Genomic DNA, 18,258 nt, shown 5'->3' with positions numbered 1-18,258 from the left:
ATATATTAAAACCAAGCGGAAACAAAAAACAATATCGAAAACAAAAAGGTGCTTAAGGCGACCTTTTTCAGCTCTGGGTCTAAAAGTGGTGGAGATGTATTATTGTTCATCTTCCCTAAATGAACAAATAATGGAATGAATGCAAGAATAGGAAGAAACTCTGCCCACGTTGTTCCCTTCAAGGAAAAGTAACTTATCGAAAAGATAAAGGCAAGAATTATTAAGGTAAAATGATAAATTTTAACTTTCGATCCGCCCAATAGAACCGCAATAGTAATCTTGTTGGCTTTTGCATCGGCCAATCGATCGCGCATGTTATTTAAGTTAAGAACAGCTGTGCTTAAAAGTCCAATTACTATGGCAGGAAGTAGAATATATCCGTTTAGATCTTTTGCAAACAAAAAATAACCCCCCAAAACACCCAGAAGACCGAAGAACAAAAAAACAAAAACATCTCCCAAAGCTCGGTAGCCGTATGCACTTTTTCCCACTGTGTAGGTTATGGCAGCAACAATGGCGGCAATTCCCAGGATAAAAAATATTGTTGAATGAAAAATGTTCTGGTTCTCAAAGGCAATATAGATGAGTAAACATGCAATGGCCAGGGTAACTATGGAAGTTATAATAATTCCTCTTTTAAGGTCTATTGCCGAAAGTACGCCACTTTGCATCGCACGCATAGGACCAACCCGTTCGTGATTATCTGTTCCTTTAACGCCATCGCCATAGTCATTGGCAAAATTTGAAAGAATTTGGAGTCCGAGTGTGGTCGCTAAAGCAAGACTGAAAATGGGAGTCGAAAAAATTCCGGCCTCTTTTGCGGCTGCTCCGGCAGTAACAATCCCTGATATAGAGAGCGGTAATGTGCGCAAACGAGCTGCCGAAATCCACGCTTTAAATTTTGTCATTCCCATTTTCGCTTTGAAGCGGCAAAAATACATTTAAAAACAAGTTGTTCCAATTTTATTAAAATTTCATATTTTCACCTCATTATATTTCAAATCCTACATAATGCAAAAATCCACCATCCATAATTTTGGTCTGCTTTTTCTCCGAGTAGCTTTTAGCGGAATGTTACTTACTCACGGAATCCCCAAACTTCTTAAGTTGTTGGAAGGAGATTTTGGTTTTGCAGATCCTATAGGAATGGGAGAACCTATTTCACTGGTTTTGGCCATTTTGGGAGAGGTAGTTTTTTCTCTTCTCATGATTATTGGATATAAAACTCGTCTTGCCACTATTCCCGTAATATTTTTAATGTGCGTAGCGGCATTTGTAATTCATGGAAACGATCCTTTTGGAACCAAGGAACTGTCTCTGCTCTATTTGATTGCCTTTGTATCAATAGCAATATTAGGTCCTGGTAAATTCTCTATGGATAGAAAATAATAGACTAAGGGACGGGAAAAAAAATCTTCCAACTAAATCAATTGAGAATTTTTATAAGTAATTCCTTCAGTAAATCTCCCTGGGAAAGATTGGCCGCCCCCACTCCTTTGCTTTTCATATCAATCTCTCGAATGGCAGCAATCGCAGCACTAACATTTTTCATGGAATAGTTCCTGGCAGCGGTTTGATAATCTTTGATAAAAAATGGATGCACACCAAGAGCCTTGGTAGCATCCTTTTTATTTTCTAGAGCATGATATTTTAAAAGTTTCGCAAAGAAATTATACAACATCCCCACGGTTACCACTAAGGGATTATTTTTGGGATTTTGCGCAAAATATTGAATGATAGCAAATGCCTTTTTAATATCCCGCTCCCCAATGGCATTCTGAAGTTCAAAATTATTAAAATCCTTGCTAATACCTATGTTCTCCTCGATTAACTGCGGAGTAATCTGGCCTCCAGGTTTAAGAATAAGTTGCAGTTTTTCAAGTTCATTGCTCACCTTGCTCAAATCGTTACCCAAAAATTCGACGAGCATTTGAGCCGCTTTTGGAGTAATTGTATATCCTTTTCCTGCCAATACCCTCTTGATCCAGTCCGGTACTTGGTTGTCGTAAAGCTTTTTGCTTTCAAATAAAACGCCTGTCTTGGCAATTTGCTTTGCCAAAGATTTCCGTTTGTCCAAAGTCTTGTATTTGTAACACATTACTAAGACCGTGGAAGGTTGTGGATTTTTTGCGTAATCCACTAAATTTTCAATATTTCTGGAAAGATCTTGGGCTTCTTTTACAATAACAACCTGCTTTTCAGCCATCATAGGGTAGCGCTTGGCATTGCTTACCACATCTTCTATAGAAACATCCCTTCCATAAAGGACCATTTGGTTAAAACCTCTTTCATCTTCCGTAAGAATATTTTCCTCAATGTACTTGGAGATACCGTCAATATAATATGGCTCTTCCCCCATCAAAAAATAAATAGGCTTTAAATTTCCATTTTTAATATCACCGATGATGGATTTTACTTTATCGAGGGGCATTGAAGTTTAGGGTTTATGGGTTTATGGGTTTATCAGTTTATGGGTCTATGGTTTTGTAAGTTTCCTGATAAGAATGTAAAATATAAGACCGAGAAAATATTTTTTCTTTATCATACGCTAAAGAATCGGAGATATGCTGTTCTTGGTTCTTGCTCGAGACTTTAGATTTCCGTTTCATCTATCTACAGTAAATTGGAATTTAAAGCAAGCCCTTTAAAATTTGCTACTTTTGTTCAATGCAAAAACTCAACTTTCCCCAATATTCCTTTCGGTTCAAAAATAGCGAAAATAGGACGATGGCTTTTGATGAAATTCGAAAAAAGTTTATTGTCCTTACTCCTGAAGAATGGGTGAGGTTGCATGTGGTCCAGTTTCTTATAAAGGAACATAACTATCCCAGAAATCTTATGAATGTTGAGAAACAGATTAAATTAAACAATACCACAAAACGGTATGATGTGGTGGTGTATAACAATGATGGTACGGTTTTTATGATTGTTGAATGTAAGGCCCCAAACGTGGCTATAACACAAATGACCTTTGATCAAATTGCCAGATACAATCTTTCCCTCAATGCACAATATTTGATGGTTACAAATGGACTTGAGCATTATTTCTGCCAAATGGACTTTGAAAATAAATGCTATATATTTCTAGAGGGAGTTCCTTCCCGTTAAGCAAAACGGTACCATTTGTAGGGTTAGGCAAATCGGAAATTAAAGAATAAGGAATTTTATTTTGAATCCGTCCGGGTATATACCTTCCCCAAGAAAGACTTTTAATTAAATTTGGCCCCGTGAAAGTAGCCGTAGTCATTTTAAATTGGAACGGAAGACAACTCTTGGAACAATTTCTTCCTTCAGTGTTGCTATTCTCAGAACATGCAACAATCTATGTTGCCGATAATGCGTCAACGGATGATTCCGTTTCTTACGTTTCAGGAAATTTCCCATCTATTAAAATTATTCACAATGAAAAGAATGGCGGTTACGCTCAGGGTTATAATTACGCCTTAAGGAATCTTCAGGAAGATATATTTGTGTTGCTGAATAGTGATGTGGAAGTCACCAACAATTGGTTAGCACCTATAATAGAGGAGTTTAAAAACGATTTTAATGTTGTTGCGGCACAACCTAAAATTTTGGATTATAAAAACAAAGAGTATTTTGAATACGCAGGTGCAGCAGGTGGATTTATTGATCGATATGGATATCCATTCTGTCGTGGCCGAATATTCAATACCGTGGAAAAAGATTTGGGACAATATAATGATGCTACCAAAATATTCTGGGCCTCAGGCGCGTGCCTGTTCGTAAGAGCGTCTTCGTTCCGCGAGGTTGAGGGTTTTGATGAGGACTATTTCGCCCATCAGGAAGAAATAGATTTGTGCTGGCGCTTACATAATGCGGGTGGTACAATTCTTTATATTGGAGAATCGCAGGTCTTTCATGTTGGTGGAGCAACATTAAGTTCCTCCAATCCACGAAAAACCTTTTTTAATTTTAGAAATTCCCTCTTTAACCTCACCAAAAACGTTGGGGGTGGACGGGTTTATGGAACAATACTCGTTAGAATGGTCTTAGATGGATTGGCTGCATTTCAATTTTTGTTCCAGGGAAAGCCCGCACATTTTCTGGCGGTGTTAAGAGCTCATTTAAGTTTTTATGCTTCTTTTCCAAAGTTCCTTCGAAAAAGAAAAAATGGGGGTGCAATAAATCAATATTACTTCGTAAAGTCCGTTGTTTTTCAGTACTTTATACGAAAACGGAAATATTTTACCCAGCTTTAAGAAATTTACATAAAGTATTGTTAATCGCTTTTAAGCTATATACGAATTTGATAATTTTGGGGCTCCATGATTGGAGACGACAATCTAACATAACAAATAACAAACTATGAGAAAATTATTGATTTTATTAATGTGCTCGAGCATTGCTTTTACTTCTTGCGTGTCTAAAAAGAAATATGCGGAACTCGAAGCACAACAAAGAAACACTCAAGACCTCCTGAACACATGTACGGTAAAATTGAATGACTGTCTGACTGAAAAGACCGCCGCTTCCGTAAGAGCAAAACAGCTGGAAGAGCGTCTTGCAGATTTAAGAAAGACGAACGAGGATCTTATCCAGAGTTCAAAGGATTTAACTATGTTAACCTCTAAGGGTGCTACCAATCTTGAGAAGTCTTTAGAGAGTTTAAAGGAAAAAGATCTGAAAATTTCACGTTTACAAGATGCCCTTAACAAAAAGGATAGTGTAACTCTTGCTCTTGTTTCTAGTTTGAAAAGAGAAGTAGGAATTAATGATCCTGACATTGAAGTAAATGTTGAAAAAGGTGTAGTATATATTTCCTTGTCTGATAAGGTACTTTTCAAAACAGGAAGTTATCAGATTTCCTCAAGAGCTAATGAAATTTTAGGTAAGGTTGCCAAAGTAATCCAAGGTAAACCAGATTTTGAAGCAATGGTTGAAGGTCATACAGATAACGTTCCTTATAAGAGCGGCGGTGTATTATTGGATAATTGGGATTTAAGTGTGAAGAGAGCTACTGCTATAGTAAGAGCTTTGCAAGACCTTGGAATTAGTCCAAATAGATTGGTTGCAGCAGGCCGAGGAGAGTACGATCCACTGGTTCCAAATACAACGGCTGAAAACAGAGCTAAAAACCGTCGTACGAGAATATTGGTACTTCCTAAGATAGATCAGTTCTATGATATGATTGAAAAAGAAATGAAAAATCTTGAAGCAAAAGGATAATAGCTTTCAGTAATAATAAGAAGATAAAGCCCGGCCATCCAGCCGGGTTTTGTTTTTGTTAAACCAACCGTTTATATTTAATGCTTTTTGTATCTTAGTCAAAACCTTTGAAGTATTTTAAATACTCAACCTATGAAAGAATTTGAAACCACTTGGACCCATGAGGAATTAAAGGCATATATGCTCTTATACTGCGCACATGCCGATTTTTTTGTATCGCCGGAGGAGAAAGAATATATTAAATCTAAAGTAGGTGAAGTAGAGTATAAAAAAATACGAAAGGAATTTGACGATGATAACGATTACCAACAGATCCAAAAAATAAATGCGGCTATAGAACGTTTTGAATATTCAAAAGAAGAAATAGATGAGGCGTTCAGAAGTATAAAGGATCTTTTTCTTTCAGATGGGGAAATGGATATCCTTGAACAGAATATTTATCGAGGGCTAAAGCATTTACTTAAACAATAAGTTTATCGCTAGAATTTAAATTATAAATCCAAACTTCCTTTCCCTTCTCTAATCACAACGGGTTCTCCACTAGTTAAATCAATTACGGTAGAAGCTATATTTCCTCCATAACCTCCGTCAATTACCAAATCCACTAAATTATCCCATTTTTCCAAAATCAGTTCAGGATCGGTGGTATATTCAATCAGTTCATCCTCATCTCTAATTGATGTAGAAATTATTGGATTACCAAGCTCATGTACAATAGCCCTGGCAATTGCATTATCCGGCACTCGGATTCCTACTTCTTTTTTCTTTTTAAAAACGGTGGGTAAGTTGTTATTTCCCGGAAGAATAAAGGTATAAGGCCCGGGAAGGTTACGCTTTAATAATTTAAATGTTGGAGAGTCAATTTGTTTTACATAGTCGCTCAAATTGCTCAAATCTTCACATATAAAGGAAAAATTTGCTTTCTCAAGTTTAATCCCTCGCAGCTGAGCCACACGTTCCATTGCGCGATGATTATTTATATCGCAACCCAGAGCATACACGGTATCACTTGGAAATATTATTACTCCGCCATCCCTCAGGATTTTTACAACCCTCTTAATCTCTTTGGGGTTAGGATTTTCCTCATAAATTTTTATAAACTCTGCCATTGATTTAATTTTTCCTAAATATAATCCTATTTACCATAAATCACAACCTCAGTATGTAATGGAGCAGGTCGAAAAATTTATTTTACGAGATTTTATTTTATATCTTAATATGTAGTGAGGAGACGAATAACATTTTGGAGCCAAGCTCAACCACCCATACCATTCCAAAAGAAATTCTATTGAAGCACCTTTAATTTTGCAAACCGAAGCAACAATTTTTTTAAACCGCCATTTTCAAAATCAATTTCAGCTTTTGTGTCCGCGCCGGCGCCCTCGATACTCAAAATTTTTCCTTTGCCAAATCGCACGTGCTCGACCATAGATCCTATCTCTAGGTTGGAGTCATCAGGGTTAAACTTACTATCTGAAGAACTCGCTGCGGGCCTTAACTTTCTCAATTTTCGAAGTTGTTCCTCCGTAGGTCCCTTTGGAGGGCTTCCTTTAACCGGTTTCTTCAACCGCAACTTACTATGGTCTATATCATCAAAAATGTCGGCATCAAGCAAAGGTTTGTACCTATTTTCAGTAATTGGTGTAAGATATTCGAGAAAACTATCATCAATTTCCTCGATGAAACGGCTCGGTTCCGCATCAATTAATTTTCCCCATCGATACCGCGATTGGGTATAGGTCAAATAGGCTTGCTTTTCTGCACGGGTAAGGGCTACATAAAACAACCTTCGCTCCTCTTCCAGCTCGCTTCGCGTATTCATACTCATCCCGCTGGGAAAAAGATCTTCTTCCAATCCCACTATATACACATAAGGAAATTCCAGACCCTTTGCCAAGTGGACTGTCATTAGTGCTACTCGATCACTATCTCCCTTGTCATTATCCAAATCCGTGGCTAGGGCAACATCTTCCATAAATTCTGAAAGAGATCCGGTAGCATCTGCAATTTCCTTTTGTTCTTCAACAAAATCGCGCATACCGTTTAATAATTCCTCTATGTTTTCAATACGTGCGATTCCTTCTGGAGTTCCGTCTTTTTTTAGTTCTTGGAATAGACCGGTTTTTTTGGTAACATGTTCGGTAATTTGGAAAGCATCATAGTTTTGGTTCACCACCTGAAAGCTTTCAATCATGGTAACAAAGTCGCGCAATTTATTTTTTGTTCCCGCATTGATTTTCAGGTCCACCTTATCAATGTTTTTCATCACCTCAAAAACCGAACGGTTGTAGTGATTGCCAGCTACGATCAGACGATCCATAGTGGTTTCCCCGATTCCCCTTGCGGGATAATTGATTACCCGTTTCAGCGCTTCTTCATCCTTCGGGTTCAAGACCAGTCGTAAATATGCGAGTATATCCTTTATCTCCTTACGCTGGTAAAAGCTTAGTCCGCCATAAATTCGATAGGGAATATCCTTTTTCCGCAGAGCATCTTCCATCGCCCGGCTCTGGGCATTTGTTCTATAAAGAATTGCAAAATCCCCATCCTTCAGTTGATGGTTCATTTTATTCTCAAAAATTGAACTGGCCACAAATCTACCCTCATCCCCGTCGGTCATGGTGCGGTTGACTAATATTTTATTGCCATCATCGTTAGCAGTCCAAACAACCTTGTCGAGTCGGGTTTTGTTTTGCTCAATTATATTATTCGCGGCGTTTACAATGTTTTTTGTAGAACGATAATTCTGTTCTAGTCGAAATACTTTTACATCGTCATAATCTTTCTGGAAATTGAGGATGTTATTTATATTGGCCCCACGAAAAGCATAGATACTCTGGGCATCATCACCCACCACACAGATATTTTGGAATTTATCTGAAAGGGCACGAACTATTAAATATTGGCTATGGTTGGTATCCTGGTACTCATCAACCAAAATGTATCGGAAACGATTTTGATATTTTGCCAAAACCTCAGGAAACCTCGTTAAAAGCTCATTTGTTTTAAGCAATAAGTCGTCAAAATCCATTGCGCCGGCCTTAAAACACTTATCAACATAGGATTTATAGATATCGCCCAAGCGTGGCATTTTTGCCATCGCATCGGCCTCCATAAGTTCGGGATTGTTGAAGTAAGCCTTTACGGTTATCAGGCTATTTTTATAGGAAGAGATGCGGGAATAAACCTGTTTATATTTATAAACATCTTTATCAAGATACATTTCCTTGATTACCGCCCGGATTACGCTCTGGGAATCCTGGGTATCGTAGATGGTAAAATTTGATGGATAGCCGAGTTTGTCTGCTTCAAATCGGAGAATTTTTGCAAAGATGCTGTGGAAAGTACCCATCCAAAGATTCTTGGCCTCACTGGAACCAACGATTTTGGAAATACGATTTTTCATTTCCCTAGCGGCCTTGTTGGTAAAAGTCAATGCCAATATATTGAACGGATCTACTCCTTGAGCCATCAAGTGTGCGATACGATATGTAAGCACTCTAGTTTTACCCGATCCGGCACCTGCAATAACAATCATGGCCCCGTCTTTTTGCAGTACGGGAGCAAGTTGGGCCTCATTAAGTTGTTTTAAATAATCTTCCAAACCATCCTTTTCTTCAAGCTGTGAAAATAGCCAATTCAGAGCTTTTTTGCCCAACTATCCGCAATAAATTTTTAAAAGCCACACGCGTTTCACTATTCAAAGGAGATACTGCCATCACAGTTTTTCTTTCAGATATTGACCGGTAAATGAAGATTTAGATTTGACTACTTCTTCTGGGGTTCCTTCCGCCACAATATTTCCACCCTTTTCTCCTCCCCCAGGTCCTAGATCTATAATGTAATCGGCACATTTAATCAAATCCAAATTATGTTCCACTACTATTAAAGTATGACCACGATCCAATAATGCATAAAAGGAAGCCAAGAGCTTTTTAATATCGTGAAAGTGAAGTCCGGTTGTAGGCTCATCAAAAATAAATAGGGTTTTATCTTTTGAAGTTCCTTTCACTAAAAAGGACGCCAATTTAATCCGCTGTGCCTCGCCTCCAGATAAGGTTGAGGAACTCTGGCCCAACTGAACATAGCCCAATCCTACATCTTGCAAGGGTTGTAACTTGGATGCTATCTTATCTTCCTTATGTATTCCGAAAAAAGCAACAGCATCATCTACCGTCATAGTAAGGATATCGTCAATGTTTTTGTTGTGAAAAGTAACTTCCAAAACTTCTTTTTTGAAACGCTTCCCGTTACAGACCTCGCAGACCAAATGCACATCCGCCATAAACTGCATTTCTATGGTAACTTCACCTTCTCCTTTACAAGTTTCGCAACGCCCGCCATCCACGTTAAAACTGAAATGTTTGGGCTTATAACCGCGAATATCTGAAAGCTTTTGGGCCGCAAAAAGATTCCTGATATCGTCGTAGGCTTTTATATAGGTAACCGGATTGCTCCTACTCGACCTCCCAATAGGGTTTTGGTCAATAAATTCAATACTTTTTATATTGTCGAAATCACCTGTTAATTCCGAAAATTGACCGGGTTTCTCCCCATAACCACCAATTTGCCTAAGCAAAGCGGGATATAAAATTTTCTGGACCAAGGTACTTTTACCACTTCCGGATACACCTGTTACTGCGGTAAACGCATTAAGCTGAAAGGAAACATCGATATTGTTGAGGTTATTCTGTCGTGCCCCACTGATGGAAATCTTATTTTTTGATGTTCGGCGCTTTTTGGGAATTTCAATTTCCATTTCTCCATTGAGATACTTGGCGGTAAGGGAATCAGATTTTAGAATTTCGTCGTAAGTACCCTGAGCAACTACCTCGCCCCCAAACGTTCCCGCTTCGGGTCCAATGTCTATAATTTCGTCGGCAGCCTTCATTATATCCTCATCGTGTTCTACAACAATCACTGTATTACCCAAATCACGCAGCGATTTTAATACGTCAATCAATCTTTCAGTATCCTTGGGATGAAGTCCAATACTGGGCTCATCCAGAATATACATTGAACCGACCAGACTACTTCCCAAAGAAGTTGCCAGATTGATGCGTTGTGATTCCCCACCTGATAAGGTATTGGATTTTCGATTTAAAGTTAAATATCCTAACCCAACATCTTTTAGAAAACGTAAACGGTTATTTATCTCCAATAACAAACGCTTTGCGACAGTAGCATCATATTCCGAAAGTTTTATATTTTCAAAGAATTCGGCTAAATGGTTTAAAGGCAGCTCAACCAATTCCTGAATAGAAGTGTTGTTTATTTTTACGTACGAAGCCTCTGGACGAAGACGTTTTCCCTTGCAGACACTGCATTTTGTCTTTCCACGATATCTGGAAAGCATAACCCGATTCTGGATCTTATAACTTTTAGATTCTAAAAAGGAAAAAAACGCATTCAGACCCTCAAAATGTTTATTCCCGTCCCAAACCAATTGTTTTTGTTTTTCGGTTAACTGAAACCAGGGTTTGTGAATTGGAAAATCAAATTTATATGCATTGTTTACCAATTGATCCCGATACCAGCTCATGCTTTCGCCACGCCAGGGAAAAATGGCATTTTCAAAAACTGAAAGAGCAGTATTGGGGATTACCAAATCCTCATCAATACCTATAACATCACCATAACCCTCACAAACAGGACAGGCACCATAAGGATTATTGAAGCTGAATAGGTGAACGTTCGGCTCCATAAAAAGGATACCGTCCGCTTCAAAACGGTTGTTGAATTCCCTTATTTTCTTCGTTTCAACCTCTTCTATATATAATTCCCCTTTTCCTTCAAAAAATGCTATTTCAACGGCATCGGCAAGTCGATGGTAGAAGTCTTCGTCATTTTTCGTGATAACCCTATCTACAACCAGATCAATTTTCTTTGGAGCTTTTTTCTTATCTAAAGCATCTATTCTGATTACTTCCCCATCAACTTTTATTCTTGAATATCCCTGTTGAGATAAAACCTGGATTTTATTTTCCATAGTTCGGCCTTCCTCCAAATAAACAGGAGCTAGAAGAAGCAATTTTTCTCCTTCGGGAAATTCCTTTACGAAATTAATAACATCCGTGGTGGTTTCTTTTTTAACCTCATTACCAGAAACGGGCGAAATTGTTTTCCCTATTCTTGTAAATAGCAATTTAAGGTAGTCATATATTTCCGTGGAAGTTCCTACTGTGGAACGTGGATTTGTTGCATTTACTTTTTGCTCAATTGCAATAGCTGGAGAAATTCCCTTTATAGAATCCACTTTGGGTTTGTCCAAGCGGCCCAAGAATTGCCGGGCATAACTGGAAAGACTTTCAACATACCTTCGCTGCCCTTCAGCATATAGCGTATCAAAGGCAAGGCTGGATTTCCCGCTCCCCGAAAGTCCGGTAATAACCACCAGTTTATTCCGAGGAATAACGACAGAAATATTTTTTAAATTATGGAGTTTTGCACCCTGAATCAGGATGTTTTTTTTGATGTCAACGGTTTTGCTATCCAATTTTTTACGTGTTTTTCAAGGATTTTTGCAAAGATACCACATCACTCTAAGCTTGGAGCATAAGAGAATATTAATATTTAACGGTAAAAATTAACCTTTTTTTTGCATTTGTGAAATCTTTCTTATTATATTTACCGCTTACAAACGTCATATATAAAATTTATTGCCTATAGCATATCACTACTCTTAATCCAATTAGTAACCAAGCAACGAAAATTGTAGTTGTTTATTATTTAAGAAGAACTGATATGAAGCAAAGCACGAACTCTGATGCGTTTTTGGTAAACGCCTATATGAACGGTAATGAATCCGCCCTTTGTGAACTTATAAACCGCCATAAGCAAAGGATCTACAGTTTTATTTATTCCAAAGTTTTCGACCGGGATGTATCTGAGGATATCTTCCAGGACACTTTTATTAAGGTAATCAAAACCTTGAAAAAAGGCGCTTACAACGAAGAAGGAAAATTTCTTCCTTGGGTGATGAGGATCGCCCATAATTTGGTTATAGACCACTTTAGAAGAAATAACCGTATGCCCAAATTTGAAAACAATAATGACTTCAATATCTTTTCTGTATTGAGTGATAACTCGCTTAATATAGAGAAGAGAATTATAAAAGGACAAGTTGAAGACGATGTTCGACGACTAATCCAAGAACTTCCTGAGGACCAAAAAGAGGTTTTGGTTATGCGAATTTACAAGGATATGAGCTTTAAGGAAATTAGTGAGCAAACCGGCGTGAGTATTAATACGGCTCTGGGTCGCATGCGGTACGCATTGATCAATCTGCGCAAAGTGATTGAAAAACATAATATTGTATTGACCAATTAATGCAATAAAGAATATTTTTCGACGTTCTTTCAGAGTATTAACTTTAAATATATACTCTATGCAAAAAATATACTTTAATACATCACGTATGGGCGGCGTGAATAAAAAACTTGTCCCAAAAGAGGAAACCATTAAATTTCTTCTGGATTATTCGATGGCTTTAAGTGTTATAGATTGCCATAATAAGAAGTTTGAAGCGCTTCTTAACTAAACTTTGGAAAAACCCTGGAATTAGCTTTTCGGGGTTTTTTTATGTCTATACGCGAAACAGTGAGCAAGAAATTTTAAGATTCGGCATTCATTCCGAAACGAAAACCCTATCTCTTTTGGATATAAATCTCAAGGACCAACCATTAAGATTCCTACTATAATTCCATCATCCGTCGTTTTAAAAAATTCCTATTAAATGATTTGAAGGAAATGAATTTAAATCCATTAACCATTAAAATGATGTTCGGCACGCTAATTGAATATAGGCCTTCCAGAATAGTTTAGTTTTTTTGGTTGGTTAGATTCGAAAATCCGTTTGAGCTTAAATGTGCTCGGACGGATTTTTGATTTTGTTCTCTTATAACTTAACCAAATATATTCTTCTTGTTTTCCTAAACAGCTCATTACCATATTATCACAATCGTGGCACGGTCGTTGTTTATTGAGGGTTAAGCTTGCCACCATATTTCAAGCTGAGCGAATACGAACATTTTAAAATTCAGAATTATGAAGAATCTAATACTCATTTTCAGCATACTTTGGATGGGATTTTCAGCAAATGCTACCTCCATCGAAAGTAAGGACAACTTCAGAAGAGGTTACGACGGCAATGCTTTCATTTTTGTAGAGGGGAATGTAGAATTCTCCATTTTTCCGGATGGGCAATTTGACTTTGTTTATGTTGGCCCTCAAAAAGGATCTCAAATAACAATAAGCTCTCCCAATATGAACGTAAGTTTCAATTCAGGTTACAATTATGATGCGTATATACAGTATGATGATTATGGAGCGGTAATACAAATTGAGAATGTTCCTGTTTATTACGACGTATATGGTCGTATCGTGCGGGCTGGTAACGTGGATATCAATTATAACGATAGACGTATTGTACGAGTGGGTGAAATGCGTGTAGTATATAACAATTACGGTTATTATTCACATTGTGTAGGTGCAATCAATTATTATAACCCATACTATATTTATCGTCCTTGGCACGTATATTACGCTAGACCTATTTATACTCACGTAATTGTTTACGACTATCCCTACAGAAGATATTATCACCCAGTAAGATACAGTTACAATGATCATATCCATTACTATAAAAATAGAGATCGTGTAGTTTACCAAAATACTAGACGGGAATTCTATAGACCAGGAAGCCGGGTGCATCAAAAAGACGGTCGTGTGGTTAGAAATAATGACTACGATCCAAATCGAAGAAATACTATGATTGCGAACAGCGGAAGAAACAATCAATCCGACCAGAATTCCCGCACCAGTTCTACTGGAACCACACGTAATAATGACAGTAACAGCAGAAATTCCGTAATTGATCGTAACTCCGACAACATTAGAACGAATGCTTCTTCAGTAAATGATAAAGGGACTAGAATAGCACCTTCTAATGATAGAACAAATAATAATACACCTATAAAAACATCGAATACACGAAGCTCGATATCGAATAATACTCGGTCAAATGATCAAGGGAATGTTTCAAATACTAGAACAATACGAAATACTCCCGCAACTTCATCATCCAACACCAGAAGTACTTCGGTACGAACAAATAATACAGACGTTCAAACAAGGTCAGGAACCCGTTCTAACACTGTAAGAAGTTCCAGTACACCTTCTCGAATCAATGCAACTGTTGACAGTTCCAGAGGTAATTCCTCTAAACAAAATAACAGCGCAAGAACAAGAGGATAAAAAGAATGTTGATTGGTTGGTTTGAACCTCCGCGATTCGTCAATGATGAAGAGCGGAGGTTTTTTATATAGAATTAATTCAGGATTAAAGAGGCCATTTGTTTTGTCAATTCTTTTCTACTGAATTTCTCTAAATTTTTGGGTGATACGATTAAATTTCCATTTTGAAATTGCCCATAATATTCAAGAATCTGATTTTTAATCTGTTCAGCTTCTCCATAATTGAAAAATTTACCGGTTTCCGTTTCATCGACGATATTTTTAATATCGCTCCCCTCCGGTCCCAAGGAAAGAATTGGTCTGTTTGCCACTAAATATTCAAATAGTTTTCCAGGAATAATAGCGCGCGTTTCGGGGCTATTTATTTCCACCAGAAGTAGTACTTGGCTTAGGTGTTGCAGTTTTATTGCTTCCGTATGTGAAACATATCCTAGGAATTCAGAACTCTCCAAAAGATTATAACGAAGAAGACTGTTTTTTACTTCCTCACTGACCGCTCCAGCAAATTTTAATTGTAAATCTTCTTTGAAAGAAGGATATTCCTCACAAATCTCATTAAGTATCTTCCACAAAATATCAGGATTTCGCTCACTTAATAAGGAGCCAATATGGGAAATGGAAAACTTTTTATCCAATGAAACCTGTGGCTTTTTGAAAGTGTCAAAGCCATTGGTAATTACTGAAATGGGAGATTTGGTGATTGCTTCAAATTCCTTTTTTGTTGTTGGACTTGTCACTACAACTATATCTGCACTATTGAGTACATCCGCTTCCAGCTCCTTGTGTTTCTTTTCGGAAGACTTATTGAGGCGCAGTGATTTGTGATAGTGAATGGTAGTCCAAGGATCCCGAAAATCGGCAATCCATTTAATGCCCAAATTCTTTTTTAGTGCCGCGCCGATAAGATGAAGACTATGCGGGGGTCCTGTAGTGATAAGCGCATCTACAGGATTTTTAGAAATATATTCAGATAAAAATTGCACTGACGGTTTTACCCAACCTATGCGCGCATCTGGTATAAAAAAATTCCCACGCACATAGAGCATTAGCTTCTCCATACGGGAAATTTCATCCTTGGAAATAATTCCGCTGCTCATCTGCTTTGTTTTCTTTTTTGAAAGAAGTGTGGCAAATTTATAAGGCTCTTTTATGGGATGTTTTATTATCTCAATAATTTCAGGCACCTCACTGATCAAATTTTTATCGACCAATGGATAGTTTGGGTTTTCAGGAATATAAACGATTGGCTCAATCCCGAATTCATTAAAGTACTTTACAAACTTCAGCCAACGCTGAACGCCCGGACCGCCTGCTGGAGGCCAATAATATGTTATTATAAGGGCACGCTTCATTATTTGTCAACTTCTTTCTTACGGAAGGCAAAGTAAAGCCCACTTAAAAAGATTAATAGGAATGCAATGCTGCTTACCAATGAAATTGTACTTCCTGTTTGAATAACCTTTGGTTCAAACTTAAACTCAATCTTGTTATTTCCAGGCGGGATTACCATAGCCCGCAATAAATAATCAGCTCTAATATATTCGGCCGGACTGCCATTTACATAAGCGTTCCAACCTTTTGGATAGTACATTTCCGAAAAAATCGCCAATTGGGGTGACTTGGATGAGGTTTCATAAACTAAATGATCGGGCTTGTATTCAAACAGATCGATAGTGGCAATACTATCTCTGGCTATTTTTTCACTTGGGATTTTTGAAATAAATTCCTTATTAACTACAGCAGTTTTTTTGGTATCCAAACTGTCCAACAGCTCAATCTCCTGATTTGCATTTTCTGCGGGTAAAACATTTTCCACGAACCATGCGCTTCCATTTGCATATGGATTTCTCTGAGCCACTGGACCGCCATTCTTATTCTGCATGATTATATAGCGGACATTCAGCATATTAAGAATTCCAATATCTCCCTTGCTTATATAAAACTCAAATAAATCCTGCATTCTACCAGGCTTAGCGGCGTGGTATCCTCCCAGAGCATTGTGAAAATAACTTGCCCTTGCGCTATTAAATGCATTTACGGTAGCATCATAAACCCGAAAATGACCCTCATCTTCCAAAATCTGGATATCTGCTCCGTTTTTTTCAAAGGGTTGGTCAACGACGGTTGCGGGTACAAAGTCCTTCTCGTTTACATATCTTCTGTCCACACCAACCAAATCGATTATAACAAGCAAGGAAAGTAGGGAAATTACAACTCCCCTTTTTACACTTCCTTTTACAAAAGCCCACAATATTCCTGCTGTTAGCAGCACAAAGATTAAAGATCGCCAAGCATCTGAAGTGAAAAGCGACATTCGATCCTCTCGAATGGCCTCAACAAACGGTAAGCCCATTTCATCTCTAAAATAACTATCGTAGGGACTGGCAAAATTGAACAAAGAAGATTTGAAGAAGATAAATAAGAGGACAATACCACCGACAATTCCAGCTGACCATAATAAAGAATCCTTCTTTTTCTTTTCATCTAGGGATTTATCAAGAAATTTATGTATGCCTACAATTGCCAATATGGGAAGCACCAATTCCATTATAACCTGTATGGAAGAAACTGCCCGAAACTTATTGTACATGGGAACGTAATCAATAAAAAATTCTGTAAGGCCACTAAAATTTCTACCCCAAGAGAGAAGAAGGGTCAAAATAACGGCCGATACCGCCCACCACTTAAATCTTCCGTGTAATAAAAACAAAGCCAATACGGAAAGAAAAATGACAATAGCTCCAATATATGCTGGCGCCCCAACAAAGGTTTGATCGCCCCAATACATTGGAATTCCAGATAGAAATTGATTAGCTTCTTGGGGTGAAGCACCCATTTTCAACAATTCTTCTACAGTTTTGGATTCCTTCGGAAAAGCTTCCGAAGAACTTCCCCCCATAAATCGGGGAATAAATAAATTAAAGCTTTCCAATCGACCGTAACTATATTCGGTAATATAATCGTATCCCAAACCGTGTTCATTATCTCTTGGAGTCCCATCAGAATTAATGGTAAGTTCAGTTTTTCCTCTTGTGGAGGTTTCGGCATATTCCTTTGTAGCCAATATATTTGTTGCATTCAGACCAAGAGCTATTACGGATGCAACTGCCATGATTCCGATAGCCGTGAAAAAATGCGGCAAAATTTTCTTTTTAAAGGCATCCACAAGAAAAACGATGCAGATTATAATCGCCAAAAGCATCAGATAGTATGTCATTTGGAAGTGGTTTGCCACAAGTTCCAAAGCAAGAGACACGGTCAATAAAAGAAATCCGTATAGATATTTTCGCCGGAAAGTGAGAAAAATTCCGCTTAACACCAAAGGCATATAGGCAATGGCGTGGGCTTTAGCATTGTGGCCAACTCCAAGAATTATTATTAAATAAGTAGAGAATCCAAATGCCAAGGCTCCTAGGAATGCCAACTTATAATCTACTTTCATCACCAGCAAGAGGATATACATTCCAATAAAATAAAGAAATAAATAGTCCGCTGGTCTAGGCAAAAACCGAATCGCAAGATCTAGTTGCTTTATATAATTATTTGGATATTTCGCCCCTAATTGATAGGTTGGCATACCACCAAAGGCTGCATCTGTCCAGTAGGTTTCCTCTCCAGTGGCCTTTCGGAAATCGTTTTGTTGTTTTGCCATACCCGAATATTGGATAATATCACTTTGATATATCTTTTTCCCCTGTAAAACAGGATTAAAGTAAGCAAGGGCGGCAATGATAAATAACAGAATAACAACGAGGTGCGGAAGAAACTTTTTTAGATTGGACTGCATAAATGGACGTGTCAAAATGAAGTGGGGAAA

Annotated in this window: 15 protein-coding genes; 8 read left to right on the top strand and 7 right to left on the bottom strand. The window is 37.8% G+C overall.

Going from position 1 to position 18,258, the window contains the following annotated elements; translation table 11 throughout:
• Positions 1-5: 5 nt before the first annotated feature.
• Complete coding sequence (gene menA / locus EI546_RS00970) at positions 6-908, bottom strand: 1,4-dihydroxy-2-naphthoate octaprenyltransferase (RefSeq protein WP_128248790.1); 903 nt, start codon at positions 906-908, stop codon at positions 6-8.
• A gap of 103 nt (positions 909-1,011) precedes the next feature.
• Between menA and EI546_RS00965 the strand changes: the two genes are divergently transcribed.
• A complete protein-coding gene (locus EI546_RS00965; protein ID WP_128248789.1) occupies positions 1,012-1,389 on the top strand; it encodes a DoxX family protein in 378 nt (125 codons plus the stop codon).
• Between the two features lie 37 nt (positions 1,390-1,426).
• Here EI546_RS00965 and holA read toward each other — a convergent pair whose 3' ends face one another.
• A complete protein-coding gene (gene holA / locus EI546_RS00960) occupies positions 1,427-2,431 on the bottom strand; it encodes a DNA polymerase III subunit delta (protein ID WP_128248788.1) in 1,005 nt (334 codons plus the stop codon).
• Positions 2,432-2,667: 236 nt separating this feature from the next.
• Here holA and EI546_RS00955 point away from each other — a divergent pair, with 236 nt between their 5' ends.
• From EI546_RS00955 to EI546_RS00940, 4 genes are all read left to right on the top strand, one after another.
• The gene (locus tag EI546_RS00955) at positions 2,668-3,108 is read left to right on the top strand and encodes a type I restriction enzyme HsdR N-terminal domain-containing protein (protein WP_128248787.1); all 441 of its coding nucleotides are present in this window, start codon (positions 2,668-2,670) and stop codon (positions 3,106-3,108) included.
• Positions 3,109-3,227: 119 nt separating this feature from the next.
• Positions 3,228-4,220, top strand: a complete 993-nt coding sequence (locus tag EI546_RS00950; protein ID WP_128248786.1) for a glycosyltransferase family 2 protein — start codon at positions 3,228-3,230, stop codon at positions 4,218-4,220.
• Positions 4,221-4,326: 106 nt separating this feature from the next.
• Complete coding sequence (locus EI546_RS00945; RefSeq protein WP_128248785.1) at positions 4,327-5,187, top strand: OmpA family protein; 861 nt, start codon at positions 4,327-4,329, stop codon at positions 5,185-5,187.
• 132 nt (positions 5,188-5,319) lie between these two features.
• A complete protein-coding gene (locus EI546_RS00940; protein ID WP_128248784.1) occupies positions 5,320-5,658 on the top strand; it encodes a hypothetical protein in 339 nt (112 codons plus the stop codon).
• Positions 5,659-5,678: 20 nt separating this feature from the next.
• Here the strand turns inward: EI546_RS00940 and EI546_RS00935 are convergent, their stop codons facing one another.
• From EI546_RS00935 to uvrA, 3 genes are all read right to left on the bottom strand, one after another.
• A complete protein-coding gene (locus EI546_RS00935) occupies positions 5,679-6,296 on the bottom strand; it encodes an L-threonylcarbamoyladenylate synthase (protein WP_128248783.1) in 618 nt (205 codons plus the stop codon).
• A gap of 176 nt (positions 6,297-6,472) precedes the next feature.
• Positions 6,473-8,791, bottom strand: a complete 2,319-nt coding sequence (locus EI546_RS00930) for an ATP-dependent helicase (RefSeq protein WP_128251496.1) — start codon at positions 8,789-8,791, stop codon at positions 6,473-6,475.
• Between the two features lie 114 nt (positions 8,792-8,905).
• Entirely contained in the window at positions 8,906-11,683 is a 2,778-nt protein-coding gene (gene uvrA / locus EI546_RS00925) for an excinuclease ABC subunit UvrA (protein ID WP_128248782.1), read from the bottom strand.
• 248 nt (positions 11,684-11,931) lie between these two features.
• Between uvrA and EI546_RS00920 the strand changes: the two genes are divergently transcribed.
• The 3 genes from EI546_RS00920 (at position 11,932) to EI546_RS00915 (ending at position 14,442) form a co-directional block, all read left to right on the top strand.
• Positions 11,932-12,516, top strand: coding sequence for an RNA polymerase sigma factor (locus EI546_RS00920; protein WP_128248781.1), 585 nt, complete (start codon positions 11,932-11,934; stop codon positions 12,514-12,516).
• 58 nt (positions 12,517-12,574) lie between these two features.
• A complete protein-coding gene (locus EI546_RS16070; protein ID WP_164905140.1) occupies positions 12,575-12,727 on the top strand; it encodes a hypothetical protein in 153 nt (50 codons plus the stop codon).
• Between the two features lie 506 nt (positions 12,728-13,233).
• Entirely contained in the window at positions 13,234-14,442 is a 1,209-nt protein-coding gene (locus EI546_RS00915) for a hypothetical protein (protein WP_128248780.1), read from the top strand.
• A gap of 73 nt (positions 14,443-14,515) precedes the next feature.
• On the opposite strand, the gene EI546_RS00910 is transcribed toward EI546_RS00915, so the two are convergent.
• Together EI546_RS00910 and EI546_RS00905 are read right to left on the bottom strand one after the other, a co-directional pair.
• Complete coding sequence (locus EI546_RS00910; RefSeq protein ID WP_128248779.1) at positions 14,516-15,793, bottom strand: glycosyltransferase family 4 protein; 1,278 nt, start codon at positions 15,791-15,793, stop codon at positions 14,516-14,518.
• Positions 15,793-18,228, bottom strand: coding sequence for a glycosyltransferase family protein (locus tag EI546_RS00905; protein ID WP_128248778.1), 2,436 nt, complete (start codon positions 18,226-18,228; stop codon positions 15,793-15,795). Before EI546_RS00905 ends, EI546_RS00910 begins: the two co-directional genes overlap by 1 nt.
• Between the last annotated feature and the right edge of the window lie 30 nt (positions 18,229-18,258).

It is taken from the genome of Aequorivita sp. H23M31 (assembly GCF_004022485.1).
Taxonomy (GTDB): Bacteria; Bacteroidota; Bacteroidia; order Flavobacteriales; family Flavobacteriaceae; genus Aequorivita; species Aequorivita ciconiae.
This window is presented reverse-complemented; position numbering and strand designations above follow the sequence as displayed.